The organism is Pseudomonas sp. RIT288, from assembly GCF_000631985.1.
Lineage (GTDB): Bacteria > Pseudomonadota > Gammaproteobacteria > Pseudomonadales > Pseudomonadaceae > Aquipseudomonas.
Window position 1 is genome coordinate 51,875 of sequence record NZ_JFYN01000002.1, and the last position, 19,194, is coordinate 71,068.

The 19,194-nt window shown below is 60.4% G+C and carries 15 protein-coding genes and 1 pseudogene; 1 reads left to right on the plus strand and 15 read right to left on the minus strand.

Translation table 11 applies throughout. From position 1 onward, the window contains the following. Positions 1-16 precede the first annotated feature (16 nt). The 7 genes from BW33_RS03805 to BW33_RS03835 all read right to left on the minus strand — a co-directional run bounded on the left by BW33_RS03805 (position 17) and on the right by BW33_RS03835 (position 8,938). Positions 17-1,072 carry a tetratricopeptide repeat protein gene (locus BW33_RS03805; RefSeq protein WP_047597167.1) on the minus strand — a complete coding sequence of 352 codons (1,056 nt, stop codon included), beginning with the start codon at positions 1,070-1,072 and terminating at the stop codon, positions 17-19. A gap of 269 nt (positions 1,073-1,341) precedes the next feature. Further along, entirely contained in the window at positions 1,342-2,763 is a 1,422-nt protein-coding gene (locus tag BW33_RS03810; RefSeq protein WP_047597170.1) for an efflux transporter outer membrane subunit, read from the minus strand. Next, a complete protein-coding gene (locus BW33_RS03815; RefSeq protein WP_047597171.1) occupies positions 2,763-5,951 on the minus strand; it encodes an efflux RND transporter permease subunit in 3,189 nt (1,062 codons plus the stop codon). Before BW33_RS03815 ends, BW33_RS03810 begins: the two co-directional genes overlap by 1 nt. A gap of 15 nt (positions 5,952-5,966) precedes the next feature. Beyond that, entirely contained in the window at positions 5,967-7,220 is a 1,254-nt protein-coding gene (mexE, locus tag BW33_RS03820) for a multidrug efflux RND transporter periplasmic adaptor subunit MexE (RefSeq protein WP_047597172.1), read from the minus strand. Between the two features lie 272 nt (positions 7,221-7,492). Then, on the minus strand, positions 7,493-7,945 hold the full coding sequence (locus BW33_RS03825) for a DUF805 domain-containing protein (protein ID WP_047597173.1): 453 nt from the start codon (positions 7,943-7,945) through the stop codon (positions 7,493-7,495). Positions 7,946-7,960: 15 nt separating this feature from the next. Then, positions 7,961-8,308, minus strand: coding sequence for a hypothetical protein (locus tag BW33_RS03830; RefSeq protein ID WP_047597174.1), 348 nt, complete (start codon positions 8,306-8,308; stop codon positions 7,961-7,963). 186 nt (positions 8,309-8,494) lie between these two features. Then, entirely contained in the window at positions 8,495-8,938 is a 444-nt protein-coding gene (locus BW33_RS03835; protein ID WP_236645193.1) for a hypothetical protein, read from the minus strand. A 302-nt stretch (positions 8,939-9,240) separates the two neighbouring features. On the opposite strand from BW33_RS03835, the gene BW33_RS03840 reads away from it, so the two are divergent. Continuing rightward, positions 9,241-10,419, plus strand: coding sequence for a sugar transporter (locus BW33_RS03840; RefSeq protein ID WP_047597176.1), 1,179 nt, complete (start codon positions 9,241-9,243; stop codon positions 10,417-10,419). 257 nt (positions 10,420-10,676) lie between these two features. On the opposite strand, the pseudogene BW33_RS30390 reads toward BW33_RS03840, so the two are convergent. From BW33_RS30390 to BW33_RS03875, 8 genes and pseudogenes are all read right to left on the minus strand, one after another. Next, positions 10,677-10,901 (minus strand): annotated as a pseudogene (locus BW33_RS30390) (site-specific integrase); the annotation flags it as partial. Beyond that, positions 10,862-11,617, minus strand: a complete 756-nt coding sequence (locus BW33_RS03845; RefSeq protein WP_047597178.1) for an ABC transporter ATP-binding protein — start codon at positions 11,615-11,617, stop codon at positions 10,862-10,864. The gene BW33_RS03845 and the pseudogene BW33_RS30390, both read right to left, overlap by 40 nt. Next, complete coding sequence (locus BW33_RS03850) at positions 11,611-12,672, minus strand: FecCD family ABC transporter permease (protein WP_047597180.1); 1,062 nt, start codon at positions 12,670-12,672, stop codon at positions 11,611-11,613. The genes BW33_RS03845 and BW33_RS03850 overlap by 7 nt, the downstream gene beginning before the upstream one ends. Continuing rightward, positions 12,669-13,850 carry an ABC transporter substrate-binding protein gene (locus BW33_RS03855; protein ID WP_047597352.1) on the minus strand — a complete coding sequence of 394 codons (1,182 nt, stop codon included), beginning with the start codon at positions 13,848-13,850 and terminating at the stop codon, positions 12,669-12,671. The genes BW33_RS03850 and BW33_RS03855 overlap by 4 nt, the downstream gene beginning before the upstream one ends. Before the next feature lie 62 nt (positions 13,851-13,912). Then, positions 13,913-16,327 carry a TonB-dependent receptor gene (locus tag BW33_RS03860; RefSeq protein WP_047597181.1) on the minus strand — a complete coding sequence of 805 codons (2,415 nt, stop codon included), beginning with the start codon at positions 16,325-16,327 and terminating at the stop codon, positions 13,913-13,915. A 97-nt stretch (positions 16,328-16,424) separates the two neighbouring features. Further along, positions 16,425-17,402 (minus strand): FecR domain-containing protein, encoded by a 978-nt coding sequence (locus BW33_RS03865; protein ID WP_047597182.1) that lies wholly within the window; start codon positions 17,400-17,402, stop codon positions 16,425-16,427. Continuing rightward, on the minus strand, positions 17,403-17,918 hold the full coding sequence (locus BW33_RS03870) for a sigma-70 family RNA polymerase sigma factor (RefSeq protein ID WP_047597183.1): 516 nt from the start codon (positions 17,916-17,918) through the stop codon (positions 17,403-17,405). Positions 17,919-18,003: 85 nt separating this feature from the next. Next, on the minus strand, positions 18,004-19,188 hold the full coding sequence (locus tag BW33_RS03875; RefSeq protein WP_047597185.1) for an aminotransferase class V-fold PLP-dependent enzyme: 1,185 nt from the start codon (positions 19,186-19,188) through the stop codon (positions 18,004-18,006). Between the last annotated feature and the right edge of the window lie 6 nt (positions 19,189-19,194).

Genomic DNA, 19,194 nt, shown 5'->3' on the forward strand with positions numbered 1-19,194 from the left:
ATTAACCGCTTAAGACTCAAAGTCCCTGCTGCAACGCCGGGTCATCAGGGTTCATCTGCTCCAGTTGCGCGAGCAGGATCTGCACGTTCTGCAACTGGCCGCTTTCCTTCCAGTAATTGATCAGCAACACCCGCGCCTTGCGGTCGGCGGGGTGGCGCTGGACGACTTCCTGCAACTGCTTTTGCGCCGCTTCCAGCTCTTGCGCGGTGTGCAGGGTGGTGGCGAGGTCGTAGCGGTAATCCTTGTTGTCCGGCTCCAGTTCTACCGCTTTGGACAAGCCGAGCAGGGCAAACTCACGCTGGTCGTGGTGCAACAACCACAGCCCGAGCGCGTGTTGCAGGTAGGCGGAATCCGGTTGCGCCTGCAACTGTTTGGCGAGCAACTGGCGGGCGGCGTCGCTCTGGCCCTGACGGTCAAGAACATCGATCTGCATCACCAGCGCCGGCAGATTGCCCGGTTCCAGGCGCAGGGTGTTGTCCAGCGCTTGCTGGGCCTGTTTGAGTTCGGCGTTATGCAGATACAGGCGCGCCAGTTGCGCGTAGGTGGCGGCGCTTTCCGGTTGACCCTTGAGCACGTGTTCCCAGCCATCGATCGCTTGCTGCAGCGGGGCGAAATACAGACCGAGTTCATCTGGCGTCAGGCCGAGCAGGGCGTTGATGGCGGCGAACCGTACGCTTTGGTCTTCATCGTCGAGCATCGGCCCGAGCAGCAGACTGCGTTGCCCGCCGGGCACCAGCCCGACCACACTTTGAATCGCCGCCAGCCGTACTTCGGGGGCTTCGTTCTGCAGATGGGCGTCGGCCAGTTTCAGCGCTTGCGGGCTCGGATAGTTGGGCAGCTCGGCCAGCAGCCAGACACTGCGCTTGACTGACAGGTCCGGGCGCCCCAGCTGCTGATATAACTGCCGCGCGGCTCCCGGCTGACCGGAACGGGCCGCCGTCAGGGCTTCGCTGTAGCCGCGCTTGATCGCTTCTGGCACCACTGGGGCGGTGGAGCGCAGGGATAACCAGGCAATGACGACGAGCAGCACAAGGCCAAGGCTGATGAGCAGGTAGCGGCGGGACTGAGGCATGCAGATTTCCGTGAACTGGCGTTCTTTAGCAGAGGGGCAAGCTTCGGTCAGAGAAGGCCATGAGTCAAACCCGTGCTTGCGAATTGACCTGTAGGAGGTGCCGCAGGCTGCGATCTTTTGATGTCGCTTCTGAAAAACAAGATTAAAAGATCGCAGCCTGCGGTAGCTCCTACAGAAGGGGCGGGTAAAAAAAAGCCCCGCGACCGAATGATACGCGGGGCAAAAAATTTGGTTGGTTGCGGCCAACCAAAGGAGCTCTTTGAAAAGCGTTACTTGCTGGCGACGGTTTCCGGCTGCCAGCCACCACCCAGGGCCTTGTAGATCGCGACGATGCCGCGATACAGATCAACTTCGGCCTGGGCCTGGCTGTCTTCGGCATTCAGGCGCTCACGCTGGGCGTCGAGCAGCACGAGGAAGTCGGTGGTGCCTTCGCGGTAGCGGATCTCTGCCAGGTCGGCAGCCTTGCGGCTCGATTCACTCTGGCGAATCAGCGAGATCAGCCGTTGCTGACGCTTGCCGTAATCGCTGAAGGCGTTTTCCGACTCTTCCAGGGCCAGCAACACTTGTTGCTCGTAGGTCGCCAGGGCGCCTTCGGCATCGGCGTCGGCGCCGCGCAGACGAGCGCGCACGCTACCCAGATCGAACGCCGCCCAGGTAATACTCGGGCCGAGTGCCCAGGCGTTGGCCGCCGAGGAACCGATCTGCGAACCGCGCCCGGCCGTCCAGCCGAGGAACCCGCTGAGGCTGACCCGTGGGAACAGGTCAGCTTTCGCCACGCCGATCCGCGCCGTGGCCGAGGCCAGTTTGCGTTCGGCGCTGAGGATGTCCGGCCGGCGTTGCAGCAGCTCACCCGGATCGCCGATCGGCAAGGCCTTGGCAATCGCCGGCAGGTCTTTCGGGCTCAGATCCACGGTCAGTTTGTCCGGGCGCTCACCCAGCAGGGTCGCGATGCGGTTTTTCTGCCGTACCTGTTCCGCCTGCAATTGCGGCACGCTGGCTTCGACCGAGGCCAGACGCGCATCGGCACGTTCGACATCGAGCTGATCGCCAACGCCGGCGTCACGCAGGCTGATGGTGATCTTGCGCGACTCCTGCTGATTTTCCAGGTTGGCCACGGCGATCTTCTCGCGCAATTGCGCACCGCGCAGTTGACCGTAGGCGTCGACCAGTTCGGCAATCATGGTGACTTGCAGTTGGTACAGATCGGCTTCGGCCGCCTGCTGGTCGGCGTCGCTGGCTTCCAGATTGCGCTGGATGCGCCCGAACAGGTCGAGTTCCCAGGCCATGTCCAGACCCAGATCGTAGCGTTCGCTGTTGACCCGGTTGGTGGTCTGGCCGGGGATTTGCCCCTTGGCCAGATCACTGCTCGCGCGGCTGGTGATGGTCGGCATCGCATCGTTGCTGACGTCGTCGCGGATCGCCCGGGCGGCTTTCCAGCGGGCGAACGCCACGCGCAGCTGACGGTTGCCTTGCAGCGATTGAGTCACCAACTGGTTGAGGGTTGGGTCGTCGAATTGCTGCCACCAGATGCCTTCGAATTTCGAACGGTCAAAGTTCTTCTGACCGGCAGCGCCGTCGGTGGCGGTCGTGATGTTGGCCGCCTCCGTCGCCGGGGTCTTGTAGTCAGGGCCGACGGCGCAGGCACTCAACGCCAACACCAGCAGACTCGGCAGGAAGACTTTCAGACTCATTATTGCGCCTCCAGTGGCTTTTGAAGAGCGTGCGCCTTGGCCGCTTTGCGGGCTTCGCCGCGCTCGACGAAATTACGAATCAGCACGTAGAACACTGGCGTCAGCAACAGACCGAAGAAGGTCACCCCGAGCATCCCGGAGAACACCGCCACACCCATCGCGTGACGCATCTCGGCACCGGCACCGCTGGAGAACACCAGTGGCACTACACCCATGATGAACGCGAAAGAGGTCATCAGGATCGGCCGCAGACGCAGGCGGCAGGCTTCCAGAACCGCAGCCAGCGGATCGAGACCTTCCAGCTGTTTATCCTTGGCGAACTCGACAATCAGAATCGCGTTCTTACACGCCAGGCCCACCAGTACGATCAGGCCGATCTGGGTGAAGATGTTGTTGTCGCCGCCGGAGACAATCACCCCGGTGATAGCCGACAGCAAGGTCATCGGTACGATCAGGATCACCGCCAGTGGCAGGCTCCAGCTTTCGTATTGCGCCGCGAGCACCAGGAACGCCAGCAATACGCAGAGCGGGAACACGAACAGCGCGGTGTTGCCGGACAGAATCTGCTGGTAGGTCAGGTCGGTCCACTCGTAGGTCATGCCGTTCGGGAGTTCATCCTTGAGCAGTTTCTCGATGGCTTTTTCGGCCTGGCCGGAGCTGTAGCCGGGGGCTGCCGCACCGTTGATTTCCGCGGTGATGAAGCCGTTGTAGTGCATCACGCGATCCGGGCCCGAGGTGTCGCTGACCTTGATGAAGGTCGCCAGCGGGATCATTTCGCCCTTGTTGTTGCGTACTTTCAGCTGACCGATCTGGTCGGATTCGAGGCGGAACTGTTGCTCAGCCTGAACGTTGACCTGATAGGTGCGCCCGAAGCGGTTGAAGTCGTTGGCATACAGCGAACCCAGGTAGATCTGCAGGGTGTCGAAGATGTCGCTGACAGCCACGCCATGAGTCTTGGCTTTTTCGCGGTCGATGGCGGCATCGACTTGCGGCACGTTTACCGTGTAGCTGGTGAACAGCCCGGCCAGTTCCGGCACGCTGTGGCTCTTGGTGATGATGTTCATCGTTTCTTTGTACAACTCGTCGTAGCCCAGGTTGCCCCGGTCTTCGATTTGCAGGCGGAAACCACCAATGGTGCCCAGACCTTGTACCGGCGGTGGCGGGAAGATCGCCATGTACGCTTCCTGAATGTTCGCGTACTGACCGTTCAAGGCCCCGGCGATTGCACCGGCGGACATGCTCGGGTCTTTACGTTCGTCGAACGGTTTCAGGGTCACGAACACGATGCCGGCGTTCGGGCTGTTGGTGAAGCCGTTGATCGACAGGCCCGGGAACGCTACGGCGCTTTCCACGCCCGGTTGTTTCAGCGCCAGGTCGGACATGCGCTTGATCACGTCTTCGGTGCGATCCAGGCTCGCGGCGTCCGGCAGTTGCGCGAAGGCCACCAGGTATTGCTTGTCCTGACCGGGTACGAAACCGGTCGGCGTGCTGGAGAAGCCGAAGAACGTCAGCACCATCAGGCCTGCATACAACAGCAGGGCGATGCCGCTGCCACGGATGACCCGGCGCACAGTACCGACGTAACCGTGGCTGGCCTTTTCAAAGAAGCGGTTGAACGGACGGAACAACCAGCCACCAAAGATCTTGTCGAGCACTTTGGAGAAGCGGTCTTTCGGCGCGTCATGACTTTTCAGCAACACAGCGGCCAGCGCTGGCGACAGGGTCAGCGAGTTGAACGCGGAGATCACGGTCGAGATCGCAATGGTCAACGCAAACTGCTTGTAGAACTGCCCGGTTAGGCCGGAGATGAACGCCGCCGGCACAAACACCGCACACAGCACCAGCGCCGTGGCGATGATCGGGCCGGTCACTTCACCCATGGCTTTTTTGGTCGCATCGAACGGGTTGAGCCCCAGTTCAATGTTGCGCTCGACGTTCTCCACCACCACGATCGCGTCGTCCACCACGATCCCGATCGCCAGTACCAGGCCGAACAGTGACAGGGCGTTGAGCGAGAAGCCGAACAGGTGCATCACCGCAAACGTACCGATCAACGATACCGGCACCGCCACCAACGGAATGATCGAGGCGCGCCAGGTCTGCAGGAACAGGATCACCACCAGCACCACGAGGATCAGCGCTTCGAAGAGGGTGTGAACCACCGCCTCGATCGAGCCGCGCACGAAGATCGTCGGGTCATAGACGATGCTGTAGTCCATGCCTTGCGGGAAGCTTTTCTTCAGCTCTTCCATCTTGCCGCGAACTTCGTTCGAGATATCGATGGCATTGGAGCCTGGGCGCTGGAAGATCGGGATCGCTACAGCGGGCTGGTTGTTCAGCAACGAACGCAGGGCGTACTGGCTGGAACCCAGCTCGACGCGCGCGATGTCCTTGAGACGAGTGATCTCACCGTTGTCGCCTGCGCGAATGATGATGTTCTCGAACTCATCTTCAGTGACCAGACGGCCCTGGGTGTTGACCGAGAGCTGGAAGCTCTGGGCATTCGGGGCAGGGGGCGCACCGAGTTGACCGGCCGCCACCTGACGGTTCTGCTCACGAATCGCGGTCACCACGTCGGTCGCGGTCAGATTGCGCGAGGCGGTCTTGTTCGGATCGAGCCAGACCCGCAACGAGTAGTCGCCCATACCGAACAGCTGCACGTCACCGACACCACCCAGACGCGCCAGCTCATCCTTGATGTTGAGGATCGCGTAGTTGGACAGGTAGAGCATGTCGTAGCGTTTGTCCGGCGAGGTCAAGTGCACAACCATGGTCAGGTCGGGCGAGGCCTTGTCGACGGTGATACCGATGCGCGTCACTTCTTCGGGAAGTTTCGGCTCGGTTCGGGTCACCCGGTTTTGCACCTGCACCTGCGCGTTGTCCAGGTCGGTGCCCAGGGCGAAGGTGATGGTCAGGGTGATCTTGCCGTCAGCGGTGGACTGCGAGGACATGTACAGCATGTTCTCGACGCCGGTGATGGCTTGCTCCAGCGGAGCCGCCACGGTTTCACCGATGACTTTGGGGTTGGCGCCCGGGAAGTTGGCACGCACCACCACGGTCGGTGGCACGACTTCCGGGTATTCGCTGATCGGCAACTGGAACAGCGAGATCGCGCCGGCGATCAGGATCAACAGCGAGAGCACCGCTGCGAAGATCGGCCGTGAAATGAAGAATTGGGAAAAATTCATCGGAGTTGTCGTCCCTTAACCACGTGGGGTCGTAGCGGCCAGCTTCACAGCCGTACCCTGTGCACCTTTGGCGGGCGCGACTTTGGGCAGGTTGCTGGCTTCCAGCGCTTGACGTTGTTGAGCCAGAGCGGCAAGGGTTTGCTCGCTGGCCATCGGGATCACTTCAGGCGTTACCGGCGAACCCGGACGTACCCGCTGCAAACCCTTGACGATGATCGTGTCGTCCTTGTTCAGACCGGTGCGCACGATGCGCAGACCTTCGATCTTCGGCCCCAGTTCGACGGCGCGATAAGCGGTCTTGTTGTCCGCATCCATCACCAGCACGAACTTCTTGCCGAGGTCGGTACCGACCGCTTCGTCGTTGATCAGCATGGCGTTGTAGGTGCCGCTGCCGACCAGTTTCAGCCGTGCATACAGGCCCGGGGTGTAAGTGCCGTCGCTGTTGTCGAACACCGCGCGACCACGGATGGTGCCGGTTTTCGGATTGACCTGGTTGTCGACGAAGTTCATCTGACCGAGGTGCGGGTTGCCGTCTTCGTTGGACAGGCCCATGTACACCGGGGTGGTGGCGCCACGTTGGCCATTGCGGGCGAGTTGGGTGTATTTGAGGAATACACGCTCGTCGGCATCGAAGTAGGCGTAGACCTTGTCGGTGGAGACCACGCTGGTCAGCGGGGTGGTGTCGGCGGTCACCAGGTTACCGGCGGTGATTTCCGCGCGGCTGACGCGACCGCTGATGGGGGCGGTGACGCGGGTGAAGCTCAGGTTCAGTTTGGCCAGGTCCAGTTGCGCTTGCAGGGCGCCGACGGCGGCGCGGGCTTCCTGGGCGGCGCTGGTGCGCGAGTCGGCCAGTTCAGCGGAGATCGCGTTGCTGGCACGCAGACGTTCGCCACGACCGGCTTCGTTTTCACTGCGGGTGGCATTGGCGCGCGCTTGGGCGACCAGGGCTTCGAGGCGGCGCACCTCAGCCTGGAAAGGGCGCGGATCGATCTGGAACAGCAGGTCGCCTTTCTTCACCAGTGCGCCTTCGGTGAAGGCGACGTCGTCGATCTGGCCGGAGACTCGCGGACGGATTTCAACGGTTTCCGGCGCTTCGAGGCGCCCGGTGAATTCGTCCCACTCGTTGACCGGTTGTTCCAGTACCTTGGCCACGCTGACTTTGGCAGCGGGCAGGGTGGCGGCAGTCTCCGGAGTCTTGCCGCAAGCGCTCATCACCAGCACGGCCAACATGGCCAAGGGGAAGCGCAAATGTTTGAGTGACTGTTCCATGGAATCATCCGCCAATGTATTGAAGATGGGCGGATGATGCTCGGCGGGCTGTGATGGCACGAATCGAATGAAGCAAAGGTAACTATCATTCGGAATGATATAAGACCGATTCGAGCCCTCTAGCATGCACCTTTCGTTAGGGTGCTATCAATCTGTTTGATGAAAATATATGTTGCGCCGTCAGTAAAAATCCAGCGGCAGCTTCAGGGTCAGATCTCACAAACAAAGAGACGGCCATGAAGGCCGTCTCGTTCAACGTGTTGCGGGGTGACTCAGTTGTTGCCTTTGCGGTTCGGCCCGAAACGGTTTGGGCCTGGCTGGCTGTCTTGCACCAGGAACACCAGATTGACGATCGGCAGCAGCAACCACCAGCCACTGCGGTCGGTGTCGTGCATGCGGCGCGCGCCTACTGCGATGCTCGGGAGCAACATCGCCAGGTTGTACAGGTTGTAGAGCACGCCCTTGGTGTCGAGCATGGCGTCGAGAACGCCCATCACAATGCAGATACCCAGGTTGATCAGCACGAACATCCAGTACTCGCGGCGGGTCGCGCGGCCTTTGAATTCGGCGTAATTCTTCAGCGCTTCCACGTAAGGATTGCCCGTGGTGATGGCGGGGCCACTGGCAAAGGACGGTTGAGCGGCCTGAGGTGCACCGCACTGTGGGCATGCCACGGCCAGGCTACTAATTTCCTTGGCGCAACCACGGCAGAAAACCAAACTCATATTTTTTCCCTAAAATTATTCAATCGATAGACAGGACAAAACGAACGCGGCAAGTCCAGACAAAATGATGCCGGCAATCGCGAGGTTTCTTCCTGGGTGTTTTTGGTTGATACAGACGATGCCGCAAGTGAGCCCCGCAAGGCTGAGGATGCCCGCACCGACAATCGCATCCCTGTCCCATTCGGAATCATCAAACAGGGTGAGTGCGCTGATGATCCCGAGGATCAATGAAACGATGGCCAGCCAGGGTATTTCGGCTTGCGTTTGCGGCACGAAGGCCTGTTGGGGCGCCCCGCATTGGGGGCAGGTGAGCGCCGTTTCGTGTAGCTCCCTGGCGCAAGCACGACAATAGACCATTGCCATCGTTTTCCTTAACTGAGTGCAAATGCCCGACCCTCCATCGGTCGAAGCGGCGCTAAGTTAAACTTTATTACCGGATTTGTCATTATCACTTTGCCATCATTGCTGCCATGGGTGTGCGGGTACGAGATGACTGAAGGCAATCGGGATGCCGGAAACATCTGGAGCCATGCCTGCCAGCGAGGCCATTTACTGCTTCGGCATGGTCGAACGCTTCACCGGCTCCTTGCTGCTCAAGATACGTCGTGCGGCATGTACCGCGCGCTCGGAGAGCATTTCCATGCGCGGCGATTGCAACTCCCAGGCGTGCCAATAGAGTTTGACATCGGTGAAATGATTCGGCGCGACATCCACCTGTTCCCGACTTTTCAGCAAGTCGCTGACCAGCATGTGCGGCACCATTCCATAACCCAGGCCACGGCGCATGGCTTTCAGGCGTGCCTGCGGAAGTGATAGGTAGTGCGTGGGGTGGGCGTCTGCGGTGAGACCGAAGCGCGACTGCATGAAATCCGACTGCAAGGTGTCCTTGCGCGAATAGGCGAATACCGGCGCCTTGCGTGCCGCCGCGCGGGTCAGGCCCTTGGCAAACCAGCGCTGCTGAAACGCGGGCGATGCGACCAACTGATAGCGCATCGACCCCGGCAACTCTGCACAACATCCCCGCATAGGCTGTGAACGCGTGCCGATGCAGCCAATGACCTGACCAATGACTGCATGCGCGTCAAAGGTTACTCGGGCCAGTGAACAAGGCAGATGATCGATCAATATTTCGTATTCTTCTACCGCATTGGACCAGATCAGTGTGGCTTGACCCTCTGATGATGCGTCCCCTGAACGTCGACACATTCGGCAACCGGTATCAAGACACCGACAGATGGGCACAGATCGCTTGCGTACATTCACGCGCGATCATCGAAGAGTAATACGACGTTTAAATGAGTGATTCTACGGCGACAAACAACGGCAACTGGTACGCGGTAATTGCCTTGGCACTGGCTGCGTTTGTGTTCAACACCACCGAATTTGTCCCGGTCGGTCTGTTGAGTTCGATCGGCAGCAGTTTCGATATGTCGACCGCACAGGTCGGCCTGATGTTGACCATCTATGCGTGGGTGGTGTCTCTGACGTCGCTGCCGATCATGCTGCTGACGCGCAACGTCGAGCGACGACGCTTGTTGATCGTCCTGTTCTGGATGTTTATCGCCAGTCACATTCTGTCGAGTCTGGCGACCAGTTTCGGGATGCTGCTGGTGAGCCGGGTCGGTGTGGCGTTGTCGCACGCGCTGTTCTGGTCGATCACCGCGTCTCTGGCCGTGCGCCTGGCGCCACCGGGCAAGCAGGTTCAGGCCTTGGGCTTGCTGGCAACCGGTACTTCGCTGGCGATGGTGCTGGGCATTCCCCTTGGCCGCTTGTTGGGCGAGGCCATGGGCTGGCGCACCACGTTCATCGTGATTGCCGGCTTTGCGGCGGCGCTGGTGTTCTGTCTGGCGAAGGTACTGCCGCTGCTGCCCAGCCAGAACTCGGGTTCGCTCAAGAGCCTGCCCATATTGCTGAAGCGACCTGCGCTGGTGGCCGTCTATGTGCTGACGGCGCTGGTCGTGACGGCGCAGTTCACCGCCTACAGCTACATCGAACCGTTCGTTCTGACCGTGGCCAACATGAGCGGTGATGTGGTGACGCTGCTGCTGTTGTTATTCGGCGGCGCCGGCATTTTCGGCTCGCTGCTGTTCAGCTACCTGCACAGCTATAACCCACAGCGCTTTCTGATCATCTGCGTATCGTTGCTCGCCTTGTGCCTGGCTTTGCTGTTGCCGTTGAGCGGCAACCTCTCAAACCTCGGCGTGCTGAGTGTGTTCTGGGGCATGGCGATCATGGGCTTCGGGCTGGCGTTGCAGTCCAAAGTCCTGGTACTGGCTCCCGACGCTACCGACGTGGCGATGGCGCTGTTTTCAGGCATCTACAACATCGGTATCGGCGGCGGGGCACTGGTGGGCAGTTGGGTGGGGAGTCGGTTTGGTTTTGCTTACATCGGGGTGGTAGGCGGCATGCTGGCAGCGTCGGCGCTGGCGTTTTACTGCCTGTCGATATGTCGCAACAGGCGGGCCGGGATTTGAATGCCTGGCTGCCTGCTTAATGCGCGGGCAGCTCGAGGCTGTCCGGGGTGCCGAAGAACATTTTGACAGGGCTCCAGGGCGGTATTTACAGCCTGAAAAAATCGAATTATGCCCCCAGTTACGCCGAGTGTTCGAGCGATCGCGAATGGCGCAGTTTGACTAAGCCTTTTTGATGTGTCCGGCGGTCACCCCGATCGTTTGCAGCGCTCCGCGGACAGTGTCGCCAGTGTCTATTGAATATTCACTATCTGATGTCCTTGAGAGCCTGCCAGCACGTGGTTCTGGCACTGATCTATCACGTCAAGGCTTATGCCCGAGGCTTGCATCATGGTTGCTCCTGTTCGTCTCAAGTCATGGGGTGTCCATCTCCCATTCGCACCGCCGGACATCACCATTGAGAGTGTCCCGTGTTCGCGGCCCTTGAGCCGTTCCAAGGCGGACGTTAAACGATATCGTCTATGAGTATGTGGGACAGCCCGCGACTGCATTGCTCGATTCGTGCTTCGACCTTGTAGACATTGCGCAACATCTGCTCGGTGATCACCTCATTGCTCGGGCCGCTGCCCTGACTGGTGCCATCAGCAATCACCAGCACCTGATCGGCGAATCGCAACGCCTGATTAAGATCATGGATGGCAATGAACACAATCACTTCGCGTTTGCGCGCGAGGCTGCGCATGAAGTTCAGCACTTGCACCTGCCGATGCATGTCGAGGGCGCTGGTCGGTTCGTCCATCAGCAGGATTTCCGGCTCGCGCACCAGCGTCTGGGCGATGGAGACCAACTGCTGCTGACCGCCGCTGAGTTCGCCAAGGTTACGGAAAGACAGCCCGGTGATTCCCAGCGCGGCGAGAATCTCGTCGACCAGTTTCAGCTCATCATCGTGGACCACCCAGCCCGGGGTCAGTTGCTTGCGCGCCAGCAGCACGGATTCGTACACCGTCAAACGCGCACTGGCATTCAGGCCTTGCGGCATGTAGCTGATGCCCGTCGGGCCTTTTTTCGATTTTTTCAGGATGACCTGACCCGGCCCTTCGATCAGTCCGGCCATACGTTTGAACAACGTCGATTTGCCGGCCGCATTGGGCCCGACCACGGCAACCACCTGACCGCCAGAAAACGTTGCCGTCGAGACACCACGAATGATTTCGCGCTGACCATAGCGCGCGCCGAGATTTTCCAGTTGCAGCGTCACCATGAGTTTTTCTTCCCGCCGAGAATCAGTGAAATGAAGAACGGTACGCCGATCAGCGAGGTGACCACGCCGATAGGGAAAATCGCACCGGGGATCAGGGTTTTGCTGACCACCGAACTGGCCGAGAGAATCAACGAACCGGTGAGCAAGGAGGCTGGCAAAAAGAAGCGCTGATCTTCACCGATCAGCATGCGCGCGATGTGCGGCCCGACCAGTCCGATAAAGCCGATGGTGCCGACAAACGCTACAGGAAACGAGGCGAGCAGGCTGACCATGATCAGCGTCTGAAAGCGCAGGCTGCGCACGTTGATGCCGAAACTGGCAGCCTTGTCGTCGCCCAAGCGCAGGGCGGTCAAGGCCCAGGCGCGTTTGGCGAAAATCGGCAGGGTGATCAGGATCACCAGGCAGATCACCCCGAGTTTCGGCCAGGTGGCTTTGGTCAGGCTGCCCATGGTCCAGAACACCACGGCGGCGACGGCTTGCTCGGTGGCGAAGAACTGCACCAGCGCCAGCAGCGCATTGAAAGTGAATACCAATGCGATGCCGAGCAGCACGATGGTTTCGGCAGTGACGCCACGGCGCATGCTCAGGAAGTGAATCAACAGCGCCGAGAGCATGGCCATGATGAAGGCGTTGAGCGGTACCATGAATTGCGAGGCCAGCGGGAACAACGCTACACCGAACGCCAGGCCCAGTGCCGCGCCGAAACTGGCGGCGGCGGAAATACCCAAGGTGAACGGACTGGCCAGCGGGTTGTTGAGGATGGTCTGCATCTGCGCGCCGGCCAGCGACAGCGCCGCGCCCACGGCCACTGCCATCAACGCCACTGGCAGACGAATGTCCCACATCACCACGCGCACTTGTGGCGAAGCACTGTCCGGCGAAAACAGGGCGCCGAGCACTTCGCTGAAACTGTAACTCGCCGGGCCCAGTGCCAGGTCTAGCAGCACACTGCACAGCAACAGAACCACCAGCCCGGCGAGGATCAGGCGTTTACGCAGCACCAGTCGACGGTAGGTTTCGCGCTGCACCTCGACGGTGTCGGTCAACGAACTCATGGTTTGACCTCAGGATTACGCAGGCTGACGAAGTAGCCCGACTCATACGGCACGGGCAGAAAACGCTCGTGCAGTTCTCGGAATGAGGCGTCCGGGTCGAGATCGGCAAACAGCTCCGGGTGAAACCATTTGGCCAATTGCTGAATGGCCACGAACTGGTAGGGGCTGTTGTAGAACTGATGCCAGATGGCGTGGAAGGCTTGTGTCTCCTGAGCCTTGATCCCGGCGTAGGCCGGACGCCGGGTGTACCACGCGAGTTTTTTCCGTGCCTGGTTCATGTCGGCGCCGGGCCCGACACCGACCCAATGGCCACCGGGTGCAAAGGCTTCCCAGTTGGCCGTGGTGACCACCACGTGTGCCGGATTGGCGACGATGACCTGCTCGGGGTTCAACTGGCCGAACGTGGTTGGAATGATCTGCCGGGCGATGTTGTTGCCGCCGGCCATATCAACAAACAGGCCAAAGTTTTCATTACCGAAACTCAGGCAGCAATCGTCGGTGTAGCCGCCAATGCGCTCAATGAACACGCTTGGACGCGGTGGGTGCTGTTTCTCGATGACGTCGGTGACGCGGTGAATCTGCTGGTTGCGAAAATCAATGAAGGTCGCGGCGCGTTGCTCTTTACCGAACAGTTTGCCGAACAGACGCATGGTCGGTTCGGTGTTCTGCATCGGGTTGTTGCGAAAGTCGACGTACACCACCGGGATGCCCAAGGCGTCGAGCTTCTCGATGTAGCGCGCATCTTCGGTGGCGTGCTGCGCTTCGATATTGAGGATGATCACGTCCGGGCGCTGCGAGATCGCTTGTTCGATATCAAAGGTGCCGTCTTCAAATCCGCCGAAGGTGGGGATCTTGGCAATGCCGGGGAATTTGCGCAGGTAGGCGTTGTACGTGTCCGGGTCCGACTGGATCAGGTCCTTGCGCCAGCCGACGATGCGTTCGATCGGGTTCTGTGTGTCCAGCGCGGCGACCAGATACAACTGTCGGCCTTCACCGAGGATGACCCGTCTGACCGGCAGATGCACCTTGACCTTGCGCCCGAGCAGATCGGTCACTTCGGTGCGCACCGTATCCGCTTCGGTGGCATTTGCATTGCGCGGCGCCAGCGCAGACAGGCTCAGCAGTCCTGCCAGTAACAGCGCAGCCAACGCGAGGCTGCGTCGATCGAAAATCACCATGGTCAAAGCCTTTGCAAAGGTCAGTTCGGCCAACGGCTCACACCGCTGTCCGGCTGAACGTTTCAGAAATCGACAGTCGCCGACAGTAATAAGGTGCGCGGTGAGCCTTGGGAGAACGCGCCGTAGGAAGCGACGCCCGACCAATACTCGTGGTCGAACACGTTCTGCACGGTGGCGCGAAACGTGGTCGGTCGATCATCGATGCGCGTGCTGTAGCGGGCGCCGACATCGAAGCGGGTCCAGTCATCGAGTTTTTGTGTGTTGGCCTGGTTCACGTACTGGCTGCCGGTGTGGATCGCGCCTGCGGTCAGCGTCAGACCCTCGACCCATGAGGTGTCCCATTCGGCCCAGAAGTTGGCTTGAACCTCGGGCACGCCGACCGGTTTGTTGCCTCGGTTGGCGGCCACGCCGGTTTTCGTCAGTTCGGCATTGAGCAGGGTCACGCCGCCGAGCAGGCGAGTGCCCGGTGTGACTTCGCCGAACACGTTCAGCTCCAGCCCGCGATTGCGTTGTTCGCCCTGCACCGAGAACACCCCGGAGGCCAGTTCGCCACTGGGCTTGGTGATCTGAAACAGGCTGATGGTGGAGGTGAACGTGCCGTAGTCGGCTTTGACCCCGAGTTCGTGCTGGCGGGAAGCATAAGGGGCAAAGATCTCGCCAGCGTTGGACGCGGTGGAAGGCGCGATGTCGCCCTTGCTCAGCCCTTCGAGGTAGTTGTAGTAGAACGAAACGTGATCCCAAGGCTTGATCACAGCGCCGAACAACGGGGTCGTCCGGCCGTCGTCATAGGACGTGGTCACCACGCCGGCGGCGTTGTAGTTGTCGGATTTGATGTTCTGTTTGCGCAAACCCAGGGTTACCTGCGCGCGGTCATCGAGAATCGACAGCGTGTCGGCAAGCGCCACGCCATTCAGTTCGCTCTCCGAGACCTTCGGCGTATCCGGCTTGGGGATGTAAGGTTGCGGGCGATCCACCGGGTGGTAAATGTTCGACAGGATCGGTGCATCGGAAATGATCCCGCGCGACAACACATCGCGATAGCGACTGATTTGCACGGTGGTGCGGTGACTGATCGGCCCGGTATCGAAGCGCAGCCGCGCACCGGTATCAACGGTGTAACGCTCTACTTCGAACTTGTAATAGCCGGGGATCGACGAGGTGTCGCCAGCGGCATTGATAATGGTCGGCGTCTGGTCGGACATCCGCGCCACATCCGATTTGCCGCCGCCGGCATGGGCGAACACCGTCAATGCGTCGCTGAGGTCATATTCGCCGCTGAGCAGCGCCGATTTGTCACGGGTTTTCGACCAGCCCCAATCCTGACTGACGTTGCTGCGGCCGTTGGCGGCGGAAGGAATGTCCACGCCCGGCGCAATCAGGAACGGCCGCGAAGCCGCGTCGAAGCGTTCTTTCTGGTTGAGCCAGTCGAAGGTCGTGCGCAGGCGTTCGCCCTGATAGTCGAGGGAGATCGCGCCGATGTCGACGTGGCGCGATTGATCGTCGATCGCCGTGTTGCCCAGTTGCGTCCTGCCGTTGAAGCGCACGCCAAAACGGCGCTCTTCACCGAAGCGGCGACTGACATCGAGATGGCCACCGGCCTGAGAATCCATGGCGTAACTGGCGGTGAAACGGGTCAGGTCTTCATCGAGGGAGCGTTTCGGCACCACGTTGATCACGCCGCCCACCGCGTTGTTGGGTGACATGCCGTAGAGCAGGGCGCCGGGGCCTTTGACCAGTTCGATGCGCTCGGCATATTCGGTGAACACCCGGTAATTGGGTGCCACGCCGTACACGCCATCGAAAGCCAGTTCACCGAGGTTGCCTTCGCCGACGGGAAAGCCTCGGATGAAGAACGAGTCGACAATCCCGCCGGTCTGGCCAGTGGAGCGCACCGAAGAATCACGTTCCAGCACATCACCCACGGTGACGGCCTGTTGATCCTTGATCAGCGCCGAGGTGTAGGTGCTGACGCTGAAGGGGGCGTCCATGACATCCGTATTGCCAAGAATGCCCAGGCGCCCGCCGTTGGCCACTTGTCCACCTGCATACACTTCTGGCAGGGAGTCGGCACGCTTTTCGGTGCCGATGATCGATGTTTCATCCAGCGTCACCCGGCGCTGCACCAATGTGTAGCTGCCGTCGCTGCGCAACACCATGTCCAGGCCACTGCCGGCCAGCAAGCGATTGACCGCTTCTCGAGTCGAGTATTTGCCGTTCAGCGCAGGGCTGTTCAGGCCCTCGGCCTGCGCGGGCTCGAATGACAGCGCGATACCGGCTTCCACGGCAAAACTCGACAGGGTCGCACCCAGCGGCCCGGCAGGAATGTTGTAGGCACGCACAGCAACAGAGTCCAGCTGCACAGGCTCGCCAGCCAAGGCAAACGGGCAAACCACACCGATCATGACAAGGCTTAGCAACGCACTGCGAACAACTGGTTTGAAGTGACGATCCGGGCGCAGGTGGCGTGCGGCAAGCATGGATGAATGAGCCTATAAACAGGACGAAAAGGTGCTTCTCTCCAATAGCCAGTCGAGATCGAAAAAAGTATCACCGCAGCGGCAGTTATTTTTTCACTCAGGCCGGGGAGAGCATGATCCAGTAGCCATTCAAATGGCCGCTGACGAGGATCGGGTAGGTTTGCGCCAGCATGTTCAAGGTGCGTTGACTGTCGCTGATCGGGTAGGCGCCGGAAATGCGCAGATCGGCAATTGCCGGATCGAGGCGCACGAAACCGCGGCGATAGCGCGTCAGCTCGTTGACGAAATCGGCCAGGCGCATCTTGTCGGCCATCAGCATGCCTTGACTCCAGGCGCCGACATAGCGATCGGCAACGCTGAGCTGGCCAAAGGTGTGGGACGAGAAGTCGGTGCGTTGACCGGCGTTGACGATCAGCGGCGTGGTCTGGCGATTGTCCGCGAGCTCGACTTTGACCGCGCCTTCCAGCACGGCGAGGTGCGTGCGCGGTTGCAGTTCGCGCACGGTGAAACGCGTGCCCAGTGCCTGCATGCGACCTTGACGGGTGCTGACCAGAAAGGGCCGCGCCAGCGGTGAAATGTCCGTCGCGGTCTGCACCAGTATTTCGCCTTCGCGCAGGTGGATGAGGCGTTGATTGGCGTCGAACAGCACGTCGATGGCGGTGTCGGTGTTCAGGGTGATTTTCGAACCGTCGGCCAGGGTCAGCTCGCGTTGCTGGCCAATCGCAGTGCGATAGTCGGCTGACCATTGTTGGGTTTCGGCCAGCTTCCAGCTGCCCCAGCCGGCCGGCAGGATGGCCAGAATCATCGCCAGTTTGCCCAACGCCGCACGGCGCTCCGGGCTGCTCGGGCGGTCGAGAGCGGACATCGCCAAGGACGGTGGCAGGCCGCCGAGTTTGCTCTGCAACAACTGCGCCCGCGCCCAGGCGCGACCGCGCTCGGGGGTGCTGGCTTTCCAGTATTCCCATTCGCCGCGCTCGCTGTCGCTGAGTTCGCCTTCACTCATGCGGATCAACCAGTCGGCGGCTTCTTCCAGGGCCTGGTGATCGAGGTGCGGCTCATGGCGGCGGCTGAGCATTCACTCCACCAGCAACAGGCACTGCACGAAGGCTTGCTTCATGTAGCGTTTGACGGTGATCAGCGACACGCCCAGCTGCTCGGCAATGTCGTCGTATTTCAGCCCGCTGATCTGCGACAACAGAAAGGCGCGTTTGACCAGCGGCGGCAGGGCATCGAGCATCGCGTCGATTTCGTGCAGGGTTTCCAGCACCATGAAACGCAATTCCGGCGAAGGCACTTCCAGCGCCGGCACATGGGCGAGGGCGTCCAGGTAGGCACGTTCCAGCGCCTTGCGTTGATACCAGTTGACCAGAATGCCTTTGGCTACGCAGCTCAGATACGCGCGCGGCTGCTCAATGACGGTGACTTGCGAGGCGAGGATGCGCGTGAAGGTGTCCTGCGCCAGATCCGCCGCATCCATGGCGTTTCCCAGTTTTTTTCTCAGCGTCGCGTACAGCCAGCCGTGATGGCCGCTGTACAGGGCTTCGATCGCGCGCAGGTGATTGGCATTATTCGCGGAAAGGGTTTCGCTCATGGCTGCAGATTTTCATGCAATTGAGAAGTATTCCCAATGCTAGTTTACAAAGCCGCTGCGACGCAAGCGCCGATTGTTTTCCGCTTCAGACTCGCGGCAGACGGCTCAACGCAGCAATCATCGAGTCGATTTCCGCCTCGGTGTTGTACGCATGCACCGACGCACGGCTGACCTCCAGCAAGTCCCTGCGCTGCATGTCGAGCAAAGTCGAGCGCACGGTCGAGGTGCTGACGTTGATGCGCTTTTCCTGGCCGGCCAGCCACTGCTGAACGTGTGCGGCGCTGCTGTCGCGATGAGTAAACGTGACGATGCCGGACTTCTGCACCCCGAGGTCTCGCGGCGTGATCCCGTGGATATCTGTCAGTTGCCGACGCAGGTATTCAGCCAATTGCTGAATCCGCAGCCACATCGGTTCGATGCCTTGCGCCAGCGCGTACTCCACCGCCGCACCGAGGCCCAGTTTGGCGGCGACGTTGCATTCCCAATTCTCGAAACGTCGGGCATCGGCGCGGATTTCGAACGTCTCGGCGTCCTGCAATGAGGCGGCATGTAAGTCGAGAAACACCGGTTCCAGGTTCTGACACAGGGACTTCTTGACATACAAGAAGCCCATTCCGCGCGGCCCGCGCAGGTATTTGCGACTGGTTGCCGCGAGCATGTGGCAGCCGATTTTCTGCACGTCGATCGGCATCTGCCCGACACCCTGACAAGCATCGAGCAGAAACAGCACGCCAGCCGAACGGGCGAGGGCGCCGATCTGCTCGATGGGTTGCACCGGGCCGCCATTGGTGGCGATCACCGGCAGCGAGATCAGCGCGACCCGATCATCGTCGAGCATGGCCGTTAGTGCCGACAGGGAAACCTGGCCATGTTCATCATTGGGGATGACACGAATCTCGATACCACGCCGCTGCTTCATTTGCAGATAAGGAATGTAGTTGCCGGCGTATTCGGTGGTCGATGTCAGCACTACATCGCCGGGTTGCAGCGGTAATGAATAGAACGCCATGTCCCAGGCACGGGTCGCGTTTTCGATGATCGCGATTTCATCGGGTCGAGCGTTGAGCAAACGGCCGATGGCGGCGTAAACGTTGTCCACTTCGGCCGACTGCTGCCCGGCGGCTTCGTAGCCGCCCAGACTCGCTTCAAGCTGAATATGACGGGTCATCGTTTCGATCACCGGCGCGGGCATCAGCGCCGCGCCGGCATTGTTGAAGTGGATCAGTTGCGCGACGGCAGGCGTGTCGGCGCGCAGTTGTTCAATGTTCAAAAGCAG